General features: G+C 71.3%; 29 protein-coding genes. All 29 read right to left on the reverse strand.

Going from position 1 to position 16,094, the window contains the following annotated elements:
• Positions 1 to 14: 14 nt before the first annotated feature.
• The 29 genes from NYO98_RS10445 to ssb all read right to left on the reverse strand — a co-directional run bounded on the left by NYO98_RS10445 (position 15) and on the right by ssb (position 16,088).
• Positions 15 to 269: a protealysin inhibitor emfourin gene (locus NYO98_RS10445; protein WP_268111604.1), complete on the reverse strand. Its 255-nt coding sequence runs from the start codon at positions 267 to 269 to the stop codon at positions 15 to 17.
• A gap of 87 nt (positions 270 to 356) precedes the next feature.
• Complete coding sequence (locus NYO98_RS10450) at positions 357 to 893, reverse strand: hypothetical protein (RefSeq protein ID WP_268111605.1); 537 nt, start codon at positions 891 to 893, stop codon at positions 357 to 359.
• Between the two features lie 69 nt (positions 894 to 962).
• Positions 963 to 1,376 (reverse strand): hypothetical protein, encoded by a 414-nt coding sequence (locus NYO98_RS10455; RefSeq protein ID WP_268111606.1) that lies wholly within the window; start codon positions 1,374 to 1,376, stop codon positions 963 to 965.
• Positions 1,376 to 1,678, reverse strand: coding sequence for a hypothetical protein (locus NYO98_RS10460; RefSeq protein WP_268111607.1), 303 nt, complete (start codon positions 1,676 to 1,678; stop codon positions 1,376 to 1,378). Before NYO98_RS10460 ends, NYO98_RS10455 begins: the two co-directional genes overlap by 1 nt.
• Positions 1,663 to 2,007 (reverse strand): hypothetical protein, encoded by a 345-nt coding sequence (locus tag NYO98_RS10465; protein ID WP_268111608.1) that lies wholly within the window; start codon positions 2,005 to 2,007, stop codon positions 1,663 to 1,665. The genes NYO98_RS10460 and NYO98_RS10465 overlap by 16 nt, the downstream gene beginning before the upstream one ends.
• Entirely contained in the window at positions 2,004 to 2,549 is a 546-nt protein-coding gene (locus NYO98_RS10470; protein WP_268111609.1) for a hypothetical protein, read from the reverse strand. Before NYO98_RS10470 ends, NYO98_RS10465 begins: the two co-directional genes overlap by 4 nt.
• 11 nt (positions 2,550 to 2,560) lie before the next feature.
• Positions 2,561 to 2,923, reverse strand: coding sequence for a hypothetical protein (locus tag NYO98_RS10475; RefSeq protein WP_268111610.1), 363 nt, complete (start codon positions 2,921 to 2,923; stop codon positions 2,561 to 2,563).
• Between the two features lie 79 nt (positions 2,924 to 3,002).
• Positions 3,003 to 4,379 (reverse strand): phage major capsid family protein, encoded by a 1,377-nt coding sequence (locus NYO98_RS10480; RefSeq protein ID WP_268111611.1) that lies wholly within the window; start codon positions 4,377 to 4,379, stop codon positions 3,003 to 3,005.
• A gap of 79 nt (positions 4,380 to 4,458) precedes the next feature.
• Entirely contained in the window at positions 4,459 to 5,277 is an 819-nt protein-coding gene (locus NYO98_RS10485; RefSeq protein WP_268111612.1) for an HK97 family phage prohead protease, read from the reverse strand.
• A gap of 41 nt (positions 5,278 to 5,318) precedes the next feature.
• Positions 5,319 to 5,924, reverse strand: coding sequence for a hypothetical protein (locus NYO98_RS10490; RefSeq protein ID WP_268111613.1), 606 nt, complete (start codon positions 5,922 to 5,924; stop codon positions 5,319 to 5,321).
• Positions 5,925 to 5,992: 68 nt separating this feature from the next.
• Positions 5,993 to 7,276 (reverse strand): phage portal protein, encoded by a 1,284-nt coding sequence (locus NYO98_RS10495; protein WP_268111614.1) that lies wholly within the window; start codon positions 7,274 to 7,276, stop codon positions 5,993 to 5,995.
• A 2-nt stretch (positions 7,277 to 7,278) separates the two neighbouring features.
• Positions 7,279 to 7,467: a hypothetical protein gene (locus tag NYO98_RS10500; protein WP_268111615.1), complete on the reverse strand. Its 189-nt coding sequence runs from the start codon at positions 7,465 to 7,467 to the stop codon at positions 7,279 to 7,281.
• A 22-nt stretch (positions 7,468 to 7,489) separates the two neighbouring features.
• Entirely contained in the window at positions 7,490 to 9,274 is a 1,785-nt protein-coding gene (locus NYO98_RS10505) for a terminase large subunit (protein WP_268111617.1), read from the reverse strand.
• A complete protein-coding gene (locus NYO98_RS10510; protein WP_268111618.1) occupies positions 9,243 to 9,698 on the reverse strand; it encodes a phage terminase small subunit P27 family in 456 nt (151 codons plus the stop codon). The genes NYO98_RS10505 and NYO98_RS10510 overlap by 32 nt, the downstream gene beginning before the upstream one ends.
• Positions 9,699 to 9,921: 223 nt before the next feature.
• Entirely contained in the window at positions 9,922 to 10,272 is a 351-nt protein-coding gene (locus NYO98_RS21900; protein WP_407673901.1) for an HNH endonuclease signature motif containing protein, read from the reverse strand.
• A 336-nt stretch (positions 10,273 to 10,608) separates the two neighbouring features.
• A complete protein-coding gene (locus NYO98_RS10515) occupies positions 10,609 to 10,947 on the reverse strand; it encodes a hypothetical protein (RefSeq protein WP_268111619.1) in 339 nt (112 codons plus the stop codon).
• Between the two features lie 213 nt (positions 10,948 to 11,160).
• On the reverse strand, positions 11,161 to 11,583 hold the full coding sequence (locus tag NYO98_RS10520) for a RusA family crossover junction endodeoxyribonuclease (protein ID WP_268111620.1): 423 nt from the start codon (positions 11,581 to 11,583) through the stop codon (positions 11,161 to 11,163).
• A complete protein-coding gene (locus NYO98_RS10525; RefSeq protein WP_268111621.1) occupies positions 11,580 to 11,840 on the reverse strand; it encodes a hypothetical protein in 261 nt (86 codons plus the stop codon). The genes NYO98_RS10520 and NYO98_RS10525 overlap by 4 nt, the downstream gene beginning before the upstream one ends.
• A gap of 171 nt (positions 11,841 to 12,011) precedes the next feature.
• Positions 12,012 to 12,800, reverse strand: a complete 789-nt coding sequence (locus NYO98_RS10530) for a hypothetical protein (protein WP_268111622.1) — start codon at positions 12,798 to 12,800, stop codon at positions 12,012 to 12,014.
• Positions 12,797 to 12,958 carry a hypothetical protein gene (locus NYO98_RS10535; protein ID WP_268111623.1) on the reverse strand — a complete coding sequence of 54 codons (162 nt, stop codon included), beginning with the start codon at positions 12,956 to 12,958 and terminating at the stop codon, positions 12,797 to 12,799. The genes NYO98_RS10530 and NYO98_RS10535 overlap by 4 nt, the downstream gene beginning before the upstream one ends.
• Complete coding sequence (locus NYO98_RS10540) at positions 12,955 to 13,269, reverse strand: hypothetical protein (RefSeq protein ID WP_268111624.1); 315 nt, start codon at positions 13,267 to 13,269, stop codon at positions 12,955 to 12,957. The genes NYO98_RS10535 and NYO98_RS10540 overlap by 4 nt, the downstream gene beginning before the upstream one ends.
• Positions 13,266 to 13,607 (reverse strand): hypothetical protein, encoded by a 342-nt coding sequence (locus NYO98_RS10545; RefSeq protein WP_268111625.1) that lies wholly within the window; start codon positions 13,605 to 13,607, stop codon positions 13,266 to 13,268. Before NYO98_RS10545 ends, NYO98_RS10540 begins: the two co-directional genes overlap by 4 nt.
• 2 nt (positions 13,608 to 13,609) lie before the next feature.
• Positions 13,610 to 13,981 carry an HNH endonuclease gene (locus tag NYO98_RS10550; protein WP_268111626.1) on the reverse strand — a complete coding sequence of 124 codons (372 nt, stop codon included), beginning with the start codon at positions 13,979 to 13,981 and terminating at the stop codon, positions 13,610 to 13,612.
• Positions 13,978 to 14,109, reverse strand: coding sequence for a hypothetical protein (locus NYO98_RS10555; RefSeq protein WP_268111627.1), 132 nt, complete (start codon positions 14,107 to 14,109; stop codon positions 13,978 to 13,980). Before NYO98_RS10555 ends, NYO98_RS10550 begins: the two co-directional genes overlap by 4 nt.
• An 81-nt stretch (positions 14,110 to 14,190) precedes the next feature.
• Complete coding sequence (locus NYO98_RS10560; RefSeq protein WP_268111628.1) at positions 14,191 to 14,382, reverse strand: hypothetical protein; 192 nt, start codon at positions 14,380 to 14,382, stop codon at positions 14,191 to 14,193.
• A gap of 99 nt (positions 14,383 to 14,481) precedes the next feature.
• A complete protein-coding gene (locus tag NYO98_RS10565) occupies positions 14,482 to 14,937 on the reverse strand; it encodes a hypothetical protein (protein ID WP_268111629.1) in 456 nt (151 codons plus the stop codon).
• A gap of 90 nt (positions 14,938 to 15,027) precedes the next feature.
• A complete protein-coding gene (locus NYO98_RS10570) occupies positions 15,028 to 15,243 on the reverse strand; it encodes a hypothetical protein (RefSeq protein WP_268111630.1) in 216 nt (71 codons plus the stop codon).
• A complete protein-coding gene (locus NYO98_RS10575; protein ID WP_268111631.1) occupies positions 15,236 to 15,499 on the reverse strand; it encodes a hypothetical protein in 264 nt (87 codons plus the stop codon). Before NYO98_RS10575 ends, NYO98_RS10570 begins: the two co-directional genes overlap by 8 nt.
• A gap of 79 nt (positions 15,500 to 15,578) precedes the next feature.
• Positions 15,579 to 16,088, reverse strand: a complete 510-nt coding sequence (gene ssb, locus NYO98_RS10580; protein ID WP_268111632.1) for a single-stranded DNA-binding protein — start codon at positions 16,086 to 16,088, stop codon at positions 15,579 to 15,581.
• Positions 16,089 to 16,094: the final 6 nt, after the last annotated feature.

Below are 16,094 nucleotides of genomic sequence, written 5' to 3' on the forward strand. Positions count from 1 at the left end.
AGCGGTGTGTGTGTTCAGCGGGTGGGGAGCGGGATGTGCTGCTGGTTGACCCCGAGCACGCGGTCCCCGTGGGTGATCTCGACCGTGACCGTGAGGTGGTCCGGCCCCTCCGCCGCGGGTGCGGCGGGCGGTGTGTGGGCGTCGACCTGGCTCTGGGCGAGGTCGCGCTTGATGTGCTGCCGGTCGCGGGCGTCGAGGGTGGCCGGGTCGATGTCCCGGCGACGCGCCTCGGCGTCCACGTCGGCGTCGCTCACGCGGATAGCGGGCATGACGGCTCCTAGCGGTGTCGGCGGTGTGGACCGGCCGGGCGCGCCCACCGCTGAAACGCGCCCGGCCGGGGTCATGTGCGCCGGGGATCAGGCCCCGGTGGCGTCGTCCGACTTCTGCTCGATGAACAGCTCGCCTGCCGCGTTCGGGTAGATCGTGGCGAGGAGCTCGTACTTCGTGAGGTCCGACTCGTTCTCGGTGATGTCGCCGTTGACGGTGATGACCGCGTACCGCGCGGTGATCAGACGGCGCACGATGTCGCCGTCACGCGTCTCGAAGCCGACCTTGACCGGCACCGGGCGGGGGACGATGAGCTTGCCCGCGGTCGACCCGGGCCACAGGAGCGAGCGCGTGGTCGCGTTGTCCTCCAGCGCCGAGAAGGCCTTGGTGAGCTTGAAGTTGCGGCGGGACGTGCGGACGAGGATGCCGCCCCAGGCGTAGTGGTCGCCGGTCTCTTCCTCGCGGGCCTCGGTGAACCCGTCCTCGCCGTTGAGCAGGCCGACCTGGCCCCACGCGGCGGCGAAGGCCTCGGTGATCGAGGCGGGGATGGTGGCCGAGGCGACGTCGGGGTTGACGTAGACGTCGGCGTCCGCCCACAGCCGGGCGTTTTCGGTGTTTCCGCTCATGCGTTTCTCCTTGTGTGGGCATGACGAAGACCCCCGCCGGATGACGGGGGTCGGTGGGTGTGCGGTGGATCAGATGTGGCGGGGTGCCACGTTGACGAGGACGGTTGCCCACGCCATCGGCTCGCCGGTGTCGGGATCGACGGTGCGAGCGGGGGACAGGGACGGCCGTGCGTGGCGCACGATGGGGCCGCGGTACTCGGCCGCCAGCCCGAGGGCGAGCGATGCGAGGTCGTACGCGTCGTCCTCTGTGTGGTGCCACACCGAGAGGCGGATCGTCGCGCGGCTGTTGGCCCGCTGCTGGATCGTGCCGGGGCCGTCCTGCGTGACGACGACCAGCGGCGTGGGGCCGTTGTGGGGCTCGCGGTCGTCCGGGGTCCGGGTGCCGACGGTGACGCCATCGGCGTACGGCTCGTCCCGGGCGGCGAGGTCGATGCGGAGGCGGCGGGCGATGACCGCCACGGCGTCGCCGAACACGACGGGCATCAGCGCCCCCTAACCGTCACGCCCGCGGACGCGGCGGCCGACGTGAGGATGCCGTACTTCGCCTGGAGGCCGACGGCGCGCGGGTGCTTCACGATGACGGCGGCGGCCCCGCGGTCGGTGGTGTACCGCTCGACCACGACCTCGCCGCCCATGCCGTCGTCGGGCAGGCGGGACCGGGCACCGGCCGCGATGGTCGAGGCCGTGCGGTTGACCATCTCGGGAACCGCGCCGGTCTTGAGGATGTTGCCGACGCCCGCGCGGTTGAGTTTCACCTTCCACGCCATCGTCAGGCCCCCTTCCATGCGGTCATCGTGAGCTCGATGTGATCGGCCCCGTGGGGGTCGGGCCAGAACGCGACCTCACCCGAGACGACGTGGACCTCGCCGCGGTACTCGATCCGGTCGGTTGAGCGGATGTCGGGCGTCGCGCCCGGGGCGGTGAGCACCCGGTAGCCGGTCGACCGGGTGATGCCCCCGGCGTCGGTGTCCTCGTTCTGGAAGTTGGGCTGGACCGACACGCCCTCGATGAGGCGGCGGGTCACGGCGGACGGGGACCAGTCGGCCACGATGTCCCCGGCCCGGCTCTCGCGTTCCCCGGCGCGGATCACCACGACGGACTGGCCGAAGATCATGTGCGGCCCCCGATGCGGTAGCGGTCCACCGCGTCGGACCACGCCTGCGAGACGCCGACGGCCTCGCTCTGCCCGTAGGTGAGCGTGATGCCGCCGACCTGCTTGGACGACAGGCCGCGGAGGATGTTGTACCCGACCTCGGCCTGGTCCTGCACCGCCTCGGCGATGTCGTCGGGGATCGGGTCGAAGCCGTAGGTGGCGGTGATGACGACGGCCCGGCGGCGACGGGGCCACAGGCGGCCGTCCGCGCGGTTCAGCAGGCCGTACTCGTCCCACTCGACCGGGACGGCCACCCCGTCGACCTCGACGGCGCTGATGTCCACGATGTCGCGGATGGGGAGGGCGAGGTCGCGGGTGCCGGTGCCGTTGACGACGAGGCGCTCGTCGGTGACCCGGTGGACCTGCCACCGCACCGCCCCCCGGAACCGCGCGGAGGCGGCCCGGAGGGCGACGAGCAGGCGGGCGTCGGTGGCCGTGGTCCCGACCTTGGTCGCGAGGTCGTCGGCCGGGGCGAGCAGTGGTGCCGTGGTGTCCTCGGCCATGACGCGACCTCCTACTTCTTGCGGGACCGGGACCGGGCGGGCTTGGCGGCCGGCTCGGGCTCGGGGGCGGGATCGGCCGTCTCGGCGTCGCTGGCGTCGTCAGCGGCGTCGTCGGCGTCGTCGTGGGCCTCGGCCCCGTCGGCGTCGTCGTCGTCCGTCAGAACGGCGAAGCCGTCGTCGGTGGCGTCGGGGGTGGCGTCGGGGGTGGCGTCGGGGTCGGGGTCGACGTCGCCGGATGCGAGCAGCGCGGACGCGGGGCCGCCGGTCGGGGCCACCGGCTCCGGTGCGGTGCGGGCGCGGTGACGGGTGCCGGGGAACCGGCCGAGGTCCGCGACGTTGACGCGGATGCCGTTGACGATCTCTACGGGTGGCATGTGCTCTCCTTCGTGGTGGTCGTGCCCGGGGGGCCGCCCGGCCGATCACTCGGCCGGGCGGCCATCACGCGGGAACCGCTCAGGCGGCGGCGGGCTCGTCGGTGTAGACCGGGGCCTCCGGGTCCACGACCTCGCCGACGGTCATGAGCTGCGGGTTGAGCGAGCCGAACGCGGCACGCGCCTCCGCGAGGACGGCGACGAGGTTGCGGACGAAGAAGTCCTCGTGCGAGTCGGTCGCCGTGAGGGTGGTGTCCTCGCGGTCCCACAGGACGAGCGTCGACCACTCGCCGCCGAGGATCACGTCGTCGCCGAGGTCGGGGACCTCGACGCGCGGGCGACCCCACAGCGTCTGCGGGCCGGTCGAGAAGGGGCCGTTGCCGAAGAAGCGGCCCTGCCGGTCCTGGAGCAGGTCGATGGCCTCGTTGACGGCCGGGGACACCGCGAAGGCGGTGAGGTTGCCGCCCTTGTCGCGCACCTGACGGATCATGCGGCGCGCGGTGGCGACGACGTTGCCGCGCCACGGGGTGTTCTGGACGCCGGTCATGTTGAGCAGACCGTCGAACTCCTCGTACTGCGCGTCCACCGGGTTCGCGCGGTCACCGGCGAGCATCTGGCGCTCGAACTCGCGGGCGACGCCGGTCCGAAGGAAGGCGTCGATGAGCGTCCGGAGCTGGCGCACGTCGGACAGCGCGCGCTTGGTGGCGGGCATCCAGTGGGCGACGGTGATGACGTCCGCGCTCTGCTTGCGGAACGTCATCTTGGACTTGGGCTTCACGCCCGCCTGCGTCGAGGTCACGGTGTCGGACACCGGGGCCTCGGTGGTGGCCTCGTAGACACCGCGGGCACCGGAGCGGGTGCCCTCGGGGTCGACGCCCTCGGGGATGACCTGGGCGTACTCGACCTTGTCGCTGCCGGTCGAGCCGACGGTCACGAGGTCGCGGATGCCGCCCGCGGCAGGGGCGCGGTACTCGACCACGCCGAGGTGGTCGTTCTCGACGAGCGTGCCCGCGCCGCCGTTGCGGTCGGACCCGGTGAGCAGGTCCTTGAAGCCGCCGATCTGGACGGCGGGCATGTTGATGCCCTTCGCCGACTCCGCGATGGTCCCGTTGTGGGCCTTCATGAGGGCCTTGTAGCCCTCGGAGTCGGTGAACACGTTGCCGACCGACTTGCGGCTCGCGCCGAAGCCGAGGCGGGCGTTCTGGAGCGCCTTGGCGTTGAGGTCCCCGGCGTCGGCCTCGCCCATGAGGGCGTCGATCTCGTCCGTGGTGGCGGACACCGCCTTGAGGCGGCTGATCTGGGTGTTGACGTCGGCGGCCTTGGCGAGCCGCTCGGTCACGGTCGCCTGCTCGTCGTCGGTGAAGCCACGACCGGCCTCTTCCGCCTTGGCCGCGATGTTGCGGACCTCGGTGAGGATGCCGTTCCGCTCGGACTCGAGCGCCGCGAGTGCGATGGTCATTCGATTCTCCTTTGTGGATGACGAAGGCCCCCGCCGTGTGGCGAGGGCCGATGGTGCGGGGTGGTGCTGCCGGTCGGCGTCAGCCGAGTGCGGCGATGTCCGCGAGCAACGCGGCGCTGCGCGGGTCGAGCGACGCGGCCTTGGCCTCGGGGGCGTTCCCGGGGTCCGTGGTGGCGTTGTCGTCGTCCCCGTCGCCCTGCGGGGGCGCGGGGGGATCGGTGGGGGCCGGGTCGTCGGTGGTGTCACCGTCCGGCTCGGGGGTGGTCGGCTCGTCGGGGGTGGGCGGGGCGTCCTCGGCCTTGCGGTCCGGCTTCGGGAAGTCGGCGCGGACGGCCTTCACGTCATCGAGGCGGGTGTCGCGGTTGACGCCGACGAGGCACGGGCCGACCTCGTGGAGGGCGGCGAACTTGCGGAGCTCGAAGACCTCGCGCTGCTGGTCCCCGGTGCCGCGAAGGCCCCATCCGGCCTCGGCCACGTCGAAGGCGAACGAGAACTGGCTGATCCGCTTCTGCGCGAGCAGGCGGTGCACCTGCTGGGCGAACGCGGCGGCCTGCGGCACGGGCGAGTCGACGTCGAGCTTGCCGATGACCTCCAGGCCCTCGTCCGTCTCCTTGGCGTTGCCCGGCTCCACGTGGCCGATGTGGGCGAACACGTCGGCCCACGCGTGCGACCACACGACCGGGATCGGTGCGCCCCGGGTGGCGTAGTCCGCGAGGACGTCGGCGAAGGCACCCGCCATCACCTCGTCGCCGTAGGAGTCGACGTTGCCGAACACGGACACCACGGCGCGGAACTCGCCGGGGCCGAGGCCGGTGCCGTCGTCCGCCTTCTGGTCGGGGTCGGTGGGGCCGACCGCCTTGACGACCACCTGGGCCGCCTTGGTCATGGTGTGCGTCATGTTGGACTTCCGTTCACTCAGATTGGACGGTGTGGGCACGACTACGGGGAGTAGTCGAGGCGGCACGTGCACCCGGCGTTGTCGTCGGCGGTGCCGAAGTGGTCGCCGGGCCAGCGGAGGCCGTTGCTGAACACGTCCCCGATGTCGACCGTCTCGCCGTTCTGCGCGGCGTGCGACGTCCGGGGGTTCGATGACGTGACCCGCCACGTCTTCGTGCGGAGTCCCGACTTGGTGGCCGCGTCGTGGCGGCCGAAGGACAGGGCCTCGGTGACGAACGCCCCGGCGAGGGCGAGGGCGAGGGCGTTGCTGCCGAGGAAGCCGCGCACGGCGTCCTCCGCGTTGCCCGGGTCATCCGCGACCGCACCGGCCAGCCCGTCCCCGACGGCCGTCGACCACCGGCCCGCGTTAGTCGCGGCGGCCTTGGCGATGTACGCCTCGACCATGCTGGGGTCCCAGCCGTCGCTGTCGGGGTTGTACGCGGCGAGCACGTCCCACGCGCCCACTTCTGCCAGCCTCTGCATCGTCGCCCGCAGAACGGGCGTCAGCGCCGCCGCTTCGACGTCGTGGTCGAACACGTCGGCCACGGCCGGGATCGCCTTCGCGTCGAGGGCCTCGGCGAGGCGGGCCGCCTGCCGTTCCCAGAACACGCTCAGGCGGGTGACCGCTGCCTGGCGCTCGGCGTCGAGGCTGCCGTGGTCATCGGGGCGGGCCGCCTTCAGCCCGCCCCGCGCGCTTTTGGGGCGTCGTCCCGGTCCACCGGATCGGGGGCGGTGTCGCGCGGGTTGGCGACGCCGCCGACGATGACGTTGAGCGGGGTGACCAGATCGTCACCGCCCTCGACGGCCGGGAGGTTCTTGCGTGCCCGGACCTCGTTCGTGGACATCCACGGGCGACCGGTCGCGGACGCGAAGGCCTTCGCCTCGGCGTCGAACGAGCCGCGGAGCTTGGCGTCCACGTTCGCCTCGACGTACTCGTCATCCCCGAGCAGACCGGCCGTGAGCAGACCGACGTTGAGGGCCTGTTCGAGGTTCACGATCCACGACCCGAGGACGTCGACCCACTTCGCTTCGCGGAAGGACTCGATGTTGGAGTACGTGCCCTCACGCGCGCCGAGAAGTTCGGGCGGGTAGTTGTAGAGCAGGCACGCCTCGATGAGCGTCAGCGAACGGATGCCCGCGGTGTCGAAGTCCTTCGGGTTGAACACGTCGGCGGGCTTGAGCTTCATCCCGTCCTCAAGGATCGGGAACCCGCCCTCGTTGCCGCCGCCGCGCTTGTAGGAGTCGATCCCGGACTTGAACCGGTTGAAGGCCGCGTCATCCCACTTCGGCGCATCCACCGGCCGCTCGATGACCGCGGGGACGCGTGCGCCGTTGCGGAGCACCTGCCCGCGCCACTCGTGCACGGCGTTGAGCTCGATGGCGAGGTCCGCGAGGGTGCGGAGGCGGGACGAGCCGCGGTACGTGCCCCCCTGGTCGTCCGGCATGGCCGACGGGGCGACGTCGAACACGACGCGATCCAGCGGGATCAGCACCGGCTCGCTGTCGTTGGGCGGGAAGTACCAGACGCCGACCCGGACGCCGCCGGACAGGCCGATGGCGACGCGGTGGGCGGGCAGGCGACGAAGGCCCCACCGACCGGTCGACGCGTCGGCGGTGATGAGCGCCGCCCAGCGGTCGTGCACGGCGAGGTCGAGCATCGCCTGCTCGAACCAGCGGGCCGCGCCGTACCCGGGGGCGGGCATCCGCATCATCTGCGAGACGGGGGTGTCCGTGAGGCGGTCGCGGTCGGTGTCGGACGTGCGCCGGTAGTGGTGGAGCGGGATGCTGCCGACCTCGCGGGCAATCTCGCCCGTGACGGTGCGGACCGCGGGCTGGGTGGCCCACAGGTCGGCGGGGTCGCCGCCGGTCTGGTAGTCCATGAGCGGGACGGACATCGTGAGCGAGCCGGCCTTCTCGTTGTCGAGGGCGATGATGTCGCCATCGCGGTTGAAGTACGCCACCGTCACACCACCTGAATCCACGTCACGGACGCCGCGGGGACGACGACCTGGCCCGACAGATCGGACTCGGTTGGCTCGATGACCTTCGCGTGCTCCAGCACGATGACGTCCGCGTCAGCGGCGGCAACGGTGCCGGTGAACGCCTCCCGCGCCGTGTTCACGACGACGGTCCGGGCGATGTAACGCCTCATGTGCTTCATCGGGGTCCTCCCATCAGACGACCCGGAGGCCGCCGTCGTCGTACGCGGATGTCTTGGGCGCGTTGCCTGCCATCGCCTCGCTCATCGCGTTCACGAGCGCAGACCAACCGTCGATCTTGTCGGCGGCCGAGGCCTTGTCGGGCTTCACGTTCCCGGCCGCGTCGTACGCGACCGCGAGGTTGTCGGTCATCCACGTCATCACGTCGTTACCGCCGTGCCGGATCATCGGGACGCCGGACGCCTGCCCGGTGAGCAGGAGGCGCTTGACTTCCTTGAGCGGCGCGGACATCGAGGCGAACCCCTGCCCGAGCTTGACCATCTCGAAGCCGTCGTCGGTGAGGTCGATGGTCAACTGCGAGGCGTTCCACCGGTCGAAGGCGACGGTCTGGACGTCGAGCAGGTCGGCGTCCTCGTTCATCGACGCCCTGACGTACGCGTAGTCCGTCACGTTGCCCGGGGTCGTCCGGAGCCATCCGCGGCCCAGCCACACCATCGCTTCGCCCGCTGTGCGGGTGTTCAGGTCGTCCAGCGCCGCCTCGGGCACCCACATACGCCAGAGCGCGTCGAAGCCGTCGTCGTCGCGCGGCAGGAGCCAACACAAGGCCGTGAGGTCGGATGTGGATGCGAGGTCGAGGCCGCCGTACGCCCGCCGGTTGCGGAGCGCGTCGGTGTCGAGCCAGGCGTTGTCGTCCCCGGCGTTGGCGCGCCACGTGTCGAGGTTGACGAACCGGGCCGCCTGCTTCGTGCGGATGCCGAGGTGGAGCCGCTGGTAGGCGGCGAGGGCCGACGGGTCGTTCTTCGCCTTCTTCGCTTCGGCGGCGAGGTACGCGGCCGACGGGCTGATGCCGTAGCCGGGGTTCGCCTTCTTCTGCGTCTCGACGGCGAAGGGGTCGTCGTCCTTGTTGGCCGCCCACACCACGCCGTAGACGTGCTCGTCGCGGATCGTGCCCGCGGCGAGGGAGTCGACGTAGCGGCGCTTGCGGTCGTAGATGGTGCCGGGCTTGCCCGAGTCGGCGGTGGTGATGATGACCGACAGCGGCTGGGTGCGCGATCCACGACCCGTCTCGATGGTTTCCACGAGGTCGGGGTTCTTGTGCACGTGGAGCTCGTCCACGACGGAGCAGTGGATGTTGGCACCGTGCTGCGCGTCGGCCACCGACGACACGGGGATGATGGTCGACGCCGAGCGCAGGTGGATGACCTTCTCGGCGTACGCCTTCACGCGGCCCTTGAGCGCGGGTGCCTTCTCGGCGAGGGTCTTGATCGGCGAGAACACGAACTTCGCCTGTTCCTTGCCGGTCGCCGCGGTCACGACCTGGGCACCCTGCTCGCCGTCGGCGCACGCCATGTAGAGCGCGATACCGGACGAGATGGTGCTCTTGCCGTTCTTGCGGGGGACGTCCACGTAGAGGTCGCGGATGATGCGGACGTACGCGTCCGCCTCGTCGTCCCAGCGGACCCAGCCGAACGTGGGGGCGAGGATGTATGCGACCTGCCACGGATCGGGCGTCAGCGGCTGCCCGGCCCACCGGCCGGACACGTGCGTCAGCGCCTTGAACGCGGCGAGCACCTTGTCGACGCGCTCGAAGTCGAACGCCGCCCCGGGGACGTCGCGCGGCTCGGGCGTCTTGGTGTGCGGCGGGCAGTCGGGGAGCGGGATGCCCCGGTCCACCATGTACGCGTGGACCTCGGGGGAGAGTTTGAGGTCCTTGATCGGGTCGGGCTTCTTCGCCGCGGCACGCTTCGCCGGGTTGCCCGAGCGCCGGTCAGTCGAAGGGGTTCTCCGCGTCGTTGTCATCCGCCCCACCCCTCGCAAGGGCCTGCTCCGTCGAGGGCGTCAGGCCGAAGTGGGCGGCGATGGCGCGAAGTTCCTTGGCCGCCGCGTGCTTGATCCCGACCGCGGGGTGCTTGAGCGTCCCCTGCCGGGCGTCGATGTAGTAGCCCTCGCGCTTGATGGTCGCCGTCGCCTCCACGAAGTCGACCCACGTCTCGCAATAGGTGGCGAGCACCTCGGCGTCGCCCTCCTTGAGCAGGTCGAGGCGGGTGAGCTCGGGCGTGATGCGCCGCCACACGTCGAGGGCCTCGCCCTCAAGCCAGATCGGCGGGTGCGGCGGGGTCCGCTTGAACCCCGGACCCTGCTCGACCTTCCGGCCGCCGCTGTCGCGTCCATCCCCGCGCCCCTTGAGGAGACGGAGGTTCGCCGGTTCCTGTGCCTGTGCCATGCCGTGCCCCCCGTTCGTCTCGGTCTAGGTCTGATGGACTCCCCCTATGTGGGAAGTTGATCCACTGCGTACGCGGCTACCGCGCCGTGGCCTCGTGGGTGGGGTCGCCGTGATGGCGACTCCCCTTCGTGGTGGGTTGGTTCCCCCTAGGTAGGCGCATACCCGTGTATGCGTCCCTAGGGGGCGTAGGGGGACACCGGTAACCGGTGGGTGGTCTACCCGACTAGGGGGACCGTCGTGCCCGGCGCGTGTTCCTAGAGGCGTTCTCCGCGCGAGTCTTGATGTCGTGGCAGGCATGGCAGAGGCCCTGGCCGTTGGCGACGTCGTGGAGGGAGCCCCCATCGGCTACGGGGATCACGTGATCGGCTTCCGTTGCATCCGCTTCGCCGCACGCACGGCATACCGGGTCACGGCGTAACACGGCGGTACGGAACCGCTCACGCTGGCGGCGGGTGATCTTCTGCCCGTGCTGGCTGCGCTGTTCCCACGGCGTGTAGCAGTCGGCGCACCGGCCACGGGTCACGGCCCATCCGGTACGGCACACGAGGCATCGGGAGCGTGGTGCGGTTGGCACGGTGCGTCACCCCCGGGCGTGTGGTGCGTGGTGTGTGGCCCCGTGGTGGGGGGGGTGGGGGGAGGCAGGGGGTGGGGGGTGCGTGGGGGGTGGTCCCACCCGGGGGGATGCCGATACCCGGGGGGTGGCACGTGGCAGGGGGAAGGAGGCCCCGCCGTGTGCCACCGCCCCGGGTGGCCGCAGACACAACGACGCCCACCGGGTAGCGGGCCGGTGGGCGTCGGGTGCGGCTGGTGTGCGGTTCGTGCTGCCCCGGAGCGATGAGGACGCACGTATCCCGCTGTGCATCAGTGTTGCGTAAGACGGGGGTGCTTGCCAGTCGGTGTGACCGGCGTGTCAGCAGTAGCCGACGACCCACGTCTGACCGCCGTAGGAGGCCAGGTGCTCGGGGGTCCAGCGGTGGGTGTGGCCGTCCACGGTGACCACGGCGAGACGGTCGGGGTCGAGGGACACCGGGCGCTTGGTGCACCCGGGGAACGCGTCGGCGTACCGGTGCCACGTGACCTTGTTCGACGGCTTGCCCTGCTCCCCGGGGCCGGACGCTGCCACCTCGTCGAGGTGGTCCATCGCGGCGGGGCCAACGAGGGCCGCTGCCACGGGGACGGCGATTGCCACGTTGACCGCGAACGAGACGGCGATGTGGCGGGCGATGCGTGCGGGGCGGCGGGTCGTCATGCTGTCGAGCTTGCGGAGTGCTCGTCGGAGCGTTCAAGGCCAGACGTGGAAGCAATCAGGTCGCGCCGTCTACGCGCGCACGCGAGCTCCGAGTCGTCCCACATGCTCGAGGTGCTGCCGTAGTCCCGGGACGGGCGGCGGGTCCACCAGTCGTTAGCGGCGTACCGCTCCACGAGCAGGGACGTGACGAGGGCGTCCTTGGCGGCGTACGGGTCATCCATCGGTGACCACCGCATCCCCGGCGCACGGCCGGACCTCCAGCACGAACCGCACGCCGTCGGGCGGGGTCTTGGTGGGCGTGTGGATGTGCTGCCCGGAGAACGGGACCTCGATCCACGAGTCATCGGTGATGACGCCCTGGGCCACGAGGGCGTCGATGCACGCCTTGAGCGTCGGGGCCATGTTGTCGGCGTCCTTGCGGTGCCGGGTGGCGGGCCAGTGGTGGAGGACGACCTCGCACCCGGCCACGTGGGGGATGCCCGCGGCGGCGATGGCCTCGCCCGCTTCCTCGATGGTGTCCTGCGTGATGTCGTTGCGCTTGCGCCAATGGAGGCGCTGGTTCTGCGACAACGGCAGGACATCCCACGGCAGGGGGACGCGGACGGTGTGCACGAGGATCAGCGGCGGCTCGGTCACGGCGCGTCCGTCTCGGCGGGGTCGTCCACCTTGTCGGCGGCGTCGATGAGCCACCCGGCGGCCCACGCGTCGGGAATCTCGGCGGCGGCCTCGCGGAGGGTGGTGGCCCGGACGTACGCGTCCCGCTCGCTCAGGTCGCGCATGATGGCGGCCATGCTCTCGACGTCGTGGCCGGTCCGCATGGCCAGATCGGCGGCGACCTCGGCGAAGGCTGCGTAGGTGGTCACGTCGGCCTCGGTGGGGTGCTGCTCAGACATAGGTGCTCCTTCGGGTGCTGCCGGAGCCGCCGCACCCGCAGTAGCGCGATGCGGCGACGATGGGGGACGGACAGCACGCGGGGTCGGGGTCGTCCCAATCGCCCGGCTCGATGTCCGCCTGGGCCGGGTCGGGCGGGGGCGGCGCGTCGTCCGCCCCCGTCCCGCCGGTCATCACGAGGTCTGGTGCCGGACGTCGAACCCGGCCTCGACGAGGAAGTGGTCGGTGAACAGGAAGAACCGGTCATCGCGGAGGACGCGGCCGTAGGCGGTGGTGACGCGGCCGTCCCGGTTGAAGCGGGCGATGACGTCGATGTTGCCGTGGCCGGTCCCGGGGTGCTTCCCGAGGTCGTCCCACACGGACGTCAGCGGCTCACCGAAGAACGTGTCGCTGCGCTTGTCGTCCATGTTCTGGTCGCCGCCGTAGAACACGAGGGCCGGACCCTTGCCCTTGCGCTTGGCGAAGCGGCCGATGGCGCGGGCGAGGCGCTTGTTCTGCGCCCAGTGGTTGACGGTGCCGTACGTCGACCCCGCCTTGAAGCGCGCCCCGGTGAGGTAGTGCGACGCGATGACGGTGATGCGGCCGAGGTCGGCGGTGTCGAACGTGCACCACAGGATGCCGCGCGGACCCCAGTGCCGGACGCTGCCCGGGATCTCGTTCGCCGGGGGGATGACCCGGACGAACCCGGACGACCAGCCCCCGGTGATGAGGGACTTGCGGACCGCGATCCAGCTCGCGTTGTGGCCCTTCACGTGGAGGCGGTAGCCGTGGCGCTTCGCCACCTTGCGGATCATCTTCCGGTAGGCCTTCGTGCTCGCCTCGGTGCCGGTGATCCACGCGACGCCGCGGCGCTCGGCCCGCTCGAAGATGGCCTCGATGTCGTGTTCCTTCTGCCCCATCGGGTCCGAGAACTGCATGGACGCGTGCATGAGGTCGAGGCGGGTGGTGGGGGTGGTGGTCATGCGTTGTTGGCCTTTCTGGTCGAGCGTCCACGTGCGTTAGACGACGTGGCCGCGCGGATGCCGTTGGGGAACTCCTGCCGGAACCCCCAGCGGAAGATGAGCGCGCCGACGATGAACACGACGGCCGCGCCGATGAGGTCGCCGTTGCTGCCGATCACGCGACGTCCTCTTCCTCGCCGGTGGGGGTGTCGATGACGAGGCCGCGGGGGTCGCACTCGTCGCAGACCCAGCCGTTGGGGCCGAGGGCGATGGTCATGCCCGGGTGGGCGTGGTGGCCGCACGAGACGATGGACACGGCCCGGGCCGACGTGCGGCGGCGGATCTGTGACGGCGGGATCATCTCGTTGAGCGCGATGCGCTCGTCCGTGTTCGTCTCGGTGGCGTCGGGGCGGCAGGCGGACGCGGCGCACTCACCCGGGGGGAGGTCCGACATCACGCAGCGGCCGTCGGTGTCGATGCGGTGGCTCATGAGACGAAGACCCCCACGAAGTCGTCGGTGCGCTGGTCGGTGAGGCCCTGCCGCTCGACCTTCGACGCGGACCCCCACGGCTTGCCCGTGTTGCCGACGCACAGGACGTCCCCGCCGTCCTTGTGCTTGCGGAAGAACCAGTCGCGGCGGGGGAGGGTGACGACGTGGGCGAGCAGGTCGCGGGCCTCGTCGGTGTCCCCGGCGATGCCGACGAGCACGAGGTGGTCGGTGATGGCGTCGCGTGCCGTGGCGGTGTCGAACGTCCCGCGGACGATCCACGTCTCGCCGGACTCGCCGAGGTCGATGACCTCCAGGCGCTCGGTCATGGTGTCGGTCATGGTCACTTCTTCCTCTTGGGGTGGGACGCGAGTGCGCCCCCGGTCTCGGAGTTGCACGGCCCGCAGGCCGGGCGGATGTTGTTGCGCCGGTAGGTGCCGCCCTGGCACCCGGGCACGATGCGGTCGACGGTCAGCGCGTCGACCGTCATGAGCACGCCGCAGCGGTAGCAACGGCAGGCGGGGACGCCGCCCGTGTCCCGCTCGACCTCGACCACCACCGGGGGGACACCGGCACCGCCGGGCCACACCACGAGCAGGTCGACGTCGGCGCGGAACGTCACGACGAGCCACTCGCGGCGGCGACGCCGGTCCCGGGAGTTGCCCGAGACGTTCTTGTTGGACGTGCCGCGACGAGCGACGGTCTGGGCGGTCACGGGGCGTCCACCGGGGCCGCGGTCCACACGAGCCGGTAGCGGTCCCAGCGGACGCGCTGACGGACGCCGGACGTGGACGCGTTGCGGTGCGCCCGGCCGAACGCGGCGGCCCACTCGTGGAACGCCATCACCGCTCGTCCTCATGCACGAGCTCGTCGGCCCACGCGCCGAGCTCGATGGCGAGGCGGGTCAGGAACGCGGCGAGGGCGTCACGCATCGTCGGCCGCCGGGGTGATCGTGACGGCGTGGACCTGGCCCCGGAACCCGACGCGGGCCGAGACGAGGGCGTCCGGCGGCAGGTCGTCGCGGAGGGCCGACTGGACGAGGCCGGTCAACTGGTCGAGGGTCATGCCGCGCTTGCGGTCGCCCGGCAGGACGGCCTTCGTGAGTGCTTCCTTCATCGGTGCTCCTTCGGTGGTGGACGGCCGTCCGCGCTCGTTAGACGGCCGGGATACGGGAGGGCCGCCCGGTCGGTGTGACCGGGCGGCCCGGGGGGGGGATCACTTCAGGCGGGCGTCCCGGCACTTGCGGCACTCGACGCCGCGGCGGCCGCCCTTGGTGGTGGGGAACGCCTTTGCGGGCTTCGTCTCGCCGCACGCCCCGGCGCACTCGCGGGTGGCGTCGGCGTCCGTCGGCTCCCACGTGCGCTCGGCGCGCTTGCCGGGGCGCTTGGTCGGGGCCGGGGCCTTGCCCGCGCCGCAGCAGTCGCACTCCGTCTCGTCGGCGTTGAGGTTGCAGTGCTCGGCGTTGTTGCAACCGCCGCAGTCGACGTCCTCGTTGGCCTCAAGGACCGGGGCGACCGGGGCCGGGGCCGGGATGGTGTCGATGACGACCTCGCCCTTCGGGCTGACGAGCTTGAAGCCGCCGTCGGCCTTCTCGCCCGCTCGCGTGGCGTCGATCTTGCGGCTGTAGGTCTTGGTGGTGCCGTCCGCGGTGGTGAGGGTGAACTTCGACATCGTGTGCTCCTTGGCTAGTGGTGCTGCTTGCTGACACGTAAGACGTTAAGTCCTCCCGTCCACGCGAACAAGGCCGTTCGGCCAGATTCTTTAGACGGACTTCTGGGCCGCGTCCATCACCTCCTGGAGGTCGTACATCGTGCGGCCCTTGTGGTCCTGCCCGTGGCGGGCGATCCGGCCCCGGTTGGCCCACGAGCGGATCGTGGCCGGGCGGACGGCGACCGCGACGGCCGCCGTCATCGTGTCGACGTGGATCGGCGCGGGGGCCGGGCTGGACCCGACCCCCGCCGTGGTGGTGTCAGCCACCGTCACCGGTCCGCACCGCGGCGGGGACGTACCAGCCGCGCGAGCCGTCGGGGAACCCGATCTGGACCTGGCCCGTGATGCCGTCGACCGACAGCACCTTGCCCTCGCGGCCGTCGGCGGCGATGACGGGCGTGTCCTCGGACAGCCCCGCCTTCTCCGTCGCGGCGACGTTGGCCTGAGCCTCGGGCGTCTCGGTCGGGTCCGTGGTCACCGCGTCGGGTGCCTCGTCCTGCTTCTGCTTGCCACGCTGGGCCATGCGGCCCTCCTTTCTGTGGACGTCGGTCCACGATCTTTAGACGACCGGGCCAAAAGAAAAGACCCGGGGCTTGGGGGGATCAGAACGGGGGCTCGTCGCCCTGTCCGCCGCCCCAGCCGCCCTGCTGCTGCTGGTTGCCCCAGCCGCCCTGCTGGCGCTGCTGGCCGCCCTGCTGCTGGTTGGCCCACGGGTCGGGCTGCTGCTGGCGCTGCTGGCCGCCGCCGTTGCCGCCACGACCGGGGGACCGGGTGAACTTCGCCGACCCGAACGTGAGCGACGGGCCGATGGTGTCGACGTTCATCTCGAAGGACGACCGCTTCTCGCCCTCGCGCGTCTCCCAGTTCTGCTGCCCGACCTTGCCGGTGGCGATCACCTGCTGGCCCTTGACGAGCGACTCGGCGACGTTCTCGGCCGCCTGGCCCCACACCGCGAGGCGGAGGAAGAGCGTGGTGCCGTCGACCCACTCGTTGGTCTGGCGGTCGAACGTCCGCGGGGTGCTCGCGACGGTCATGTTGGCGACGGGCTTGCCCGACGGGGTGAACCGGAGCTCCGGGTCATCCGTGAGGTTCCCGACGATGGTCGACTGCATATCTCT

Source organism: Nocardioides pini (genome assembly GCF_026712185.1).
GTDB lineage: Bacteria > Actinomycetota > Actinomycetes > Propionibacteriales > Nocardioidaceae > Nocardioides > Nocardioides pini.

Bases quoted from the DNA above. Each gene is read 5' to 3' on its own strand.
- NYO98_RS10460 (WP_268111607.1), bottom strand. From the start codon at position 1,678: ATGGAAGGGGGCCTGACGATGGCGTGGAAGGTGAAACTCAACCGCGCG.
- NYO98_RS10485 (WP_268111612.1), bottom strand. From the start codon at position 5,277: ATGACGCACACCATGACCAAGGCGGCCCAGGTGGTCGTCAAGGCGGTC.
- NYO98_RS10545 (WP_268111625.1), bottom strand. From the start codon at position 13,607: ATGACCGACACCATGACCGAGCGCCTGGAGGTCATCGACCTCGGCGAG.
- NYO98_RS10530 (WP_268111622.1), bottom strand. From the start codon at position 12,800: ATGACCACCACCCCCACCACCCGCCTCGACCTCATGCACGCGTCCATG.
- NYO98_RS10475 (WP_268111610.1), bottom strand. From the start codon at position 2,923: ATGCCACCCGTAGAGATCGTCAACGGCATCCGCGTCAACGTCGCGGAC.
- NYO98_RS10445 (WP_268111604.1), bottom strand. From the start codon at position 269: ATGCCCGCTATCCGCGTGAGCGACGCCGACGTGGACGCCGAGGCGCGT.
- NYO98_RS10455 (WP_268111606.1), bottom strand. From the start codon at position 1,376: ATGCCCGTCGTGTTCGGCGACGCCGTGGCGGTCATCGCCCGCCGCCTC.
- NYO98_RS10480 (WP_268111611.1), bottom strand. From the start codon at position 4,379: ATGACCATCGCACTCGCGGCGCTCGAGTCCGAGCGGAACGGCATCCTC.
- NYO98_RS10470 (WP_268111609.1), bottom strand. From the start codon at position 2,549: ATGGCCGAGGACACCACGGCACCACTGCTCGCCCCGGCCGACGACCTC.
- NYO98_RS10555 (WP_268111627.1), bottom strand. From the start codon at position 14,109: ATGGCGTTCCACGAGTGGGCCGCCGCGTTCGGCCGGGCGCACCGCAAC.
- NYO98_RS10515 (WP_268111619.1), bottom strand. From the start codon at position 10,947: ATGACGACCCGCCGCCCCGCACGCATCGCCCGCCACATCGCCGTCTCG.
- NYO98_RS10525 (WP_268111621.1), bottom strand. From the start codon at position 11,840: ATGTCTGAGCAGCACCCCACCGAGGCCGACGTGACCACCTACGCAGCC.
- ssb (WP_268111632.1), bottom strand. From the start codon at position 16,088: ATGCAGTCGACCATCGTCGGGAACCTCACGGATGACCCGGAGCTCCGG.
- NYO98_RS10450 (WP_268111605.1), bottom strand. From the start codon at position 893: ATGAGCGGAAACACCGAAAACGCCCGGCTGTGGGCGGACGCCGACGTC.
- NYO98_RS10465 (WP_268111608.1), bottom strand. From the start codon at position 2,007: ATGATCTTCGGCCAGTCCGTCGTGGTGATCCGCGCCGGGGAACGCGAG.
- NYO98_RS10540 (WP_268111624.1), bottom strand. From the start codon at position 13,269: ATGAGCCACCGCATCGACACCGACGGCCGCTGCGTGATGTCGGACCTC.
- NYO98_RS10560 (WP_268111628.1), bottom strand. From the start codon at position 14,382: ATGAAGGAAGCACTCACGAAGGCCGTCCTGCCGGGCGACCGCAAGCGC.
- NYO98_RS10510 (WP_268111618.1), bottom strand. From the start codon at position 9,698: ATGGCACAGGCACAGGAACCGGCGAACCTCCGTCTCCTCAAGGGGCGC.
- NYO98_RS10565 (WP_268111629.1), bottom strand. From the start codon at position 14,937: ATGTCGAAGTTCACCCTCACCACCGCGGACGGCACCACCAAGACCTAC.
- NYO98_RS10505 (WP_268111617.1), bottom strand. From the start codon at position 9,274: ATGACAACGACGCGGAGAACCCCTTCGACTGACCGGCGCTCGGGCAAC.
- NYO98_RS10500 (WP_268111615.1), bottom strand. From the start codon at position 7,467: ATGAGGCGTTACATCGCCCGGACCGTCGTCGTGAACACGGCGCGGGAG.
- NYO98_RS10575 (WP_268111631.1), bottom strand. From the start codon at position 15,499: ATGGCCCAGCGTGGCAAGCAGAAGCAGGACGAGGCACCCGACGCGGTG.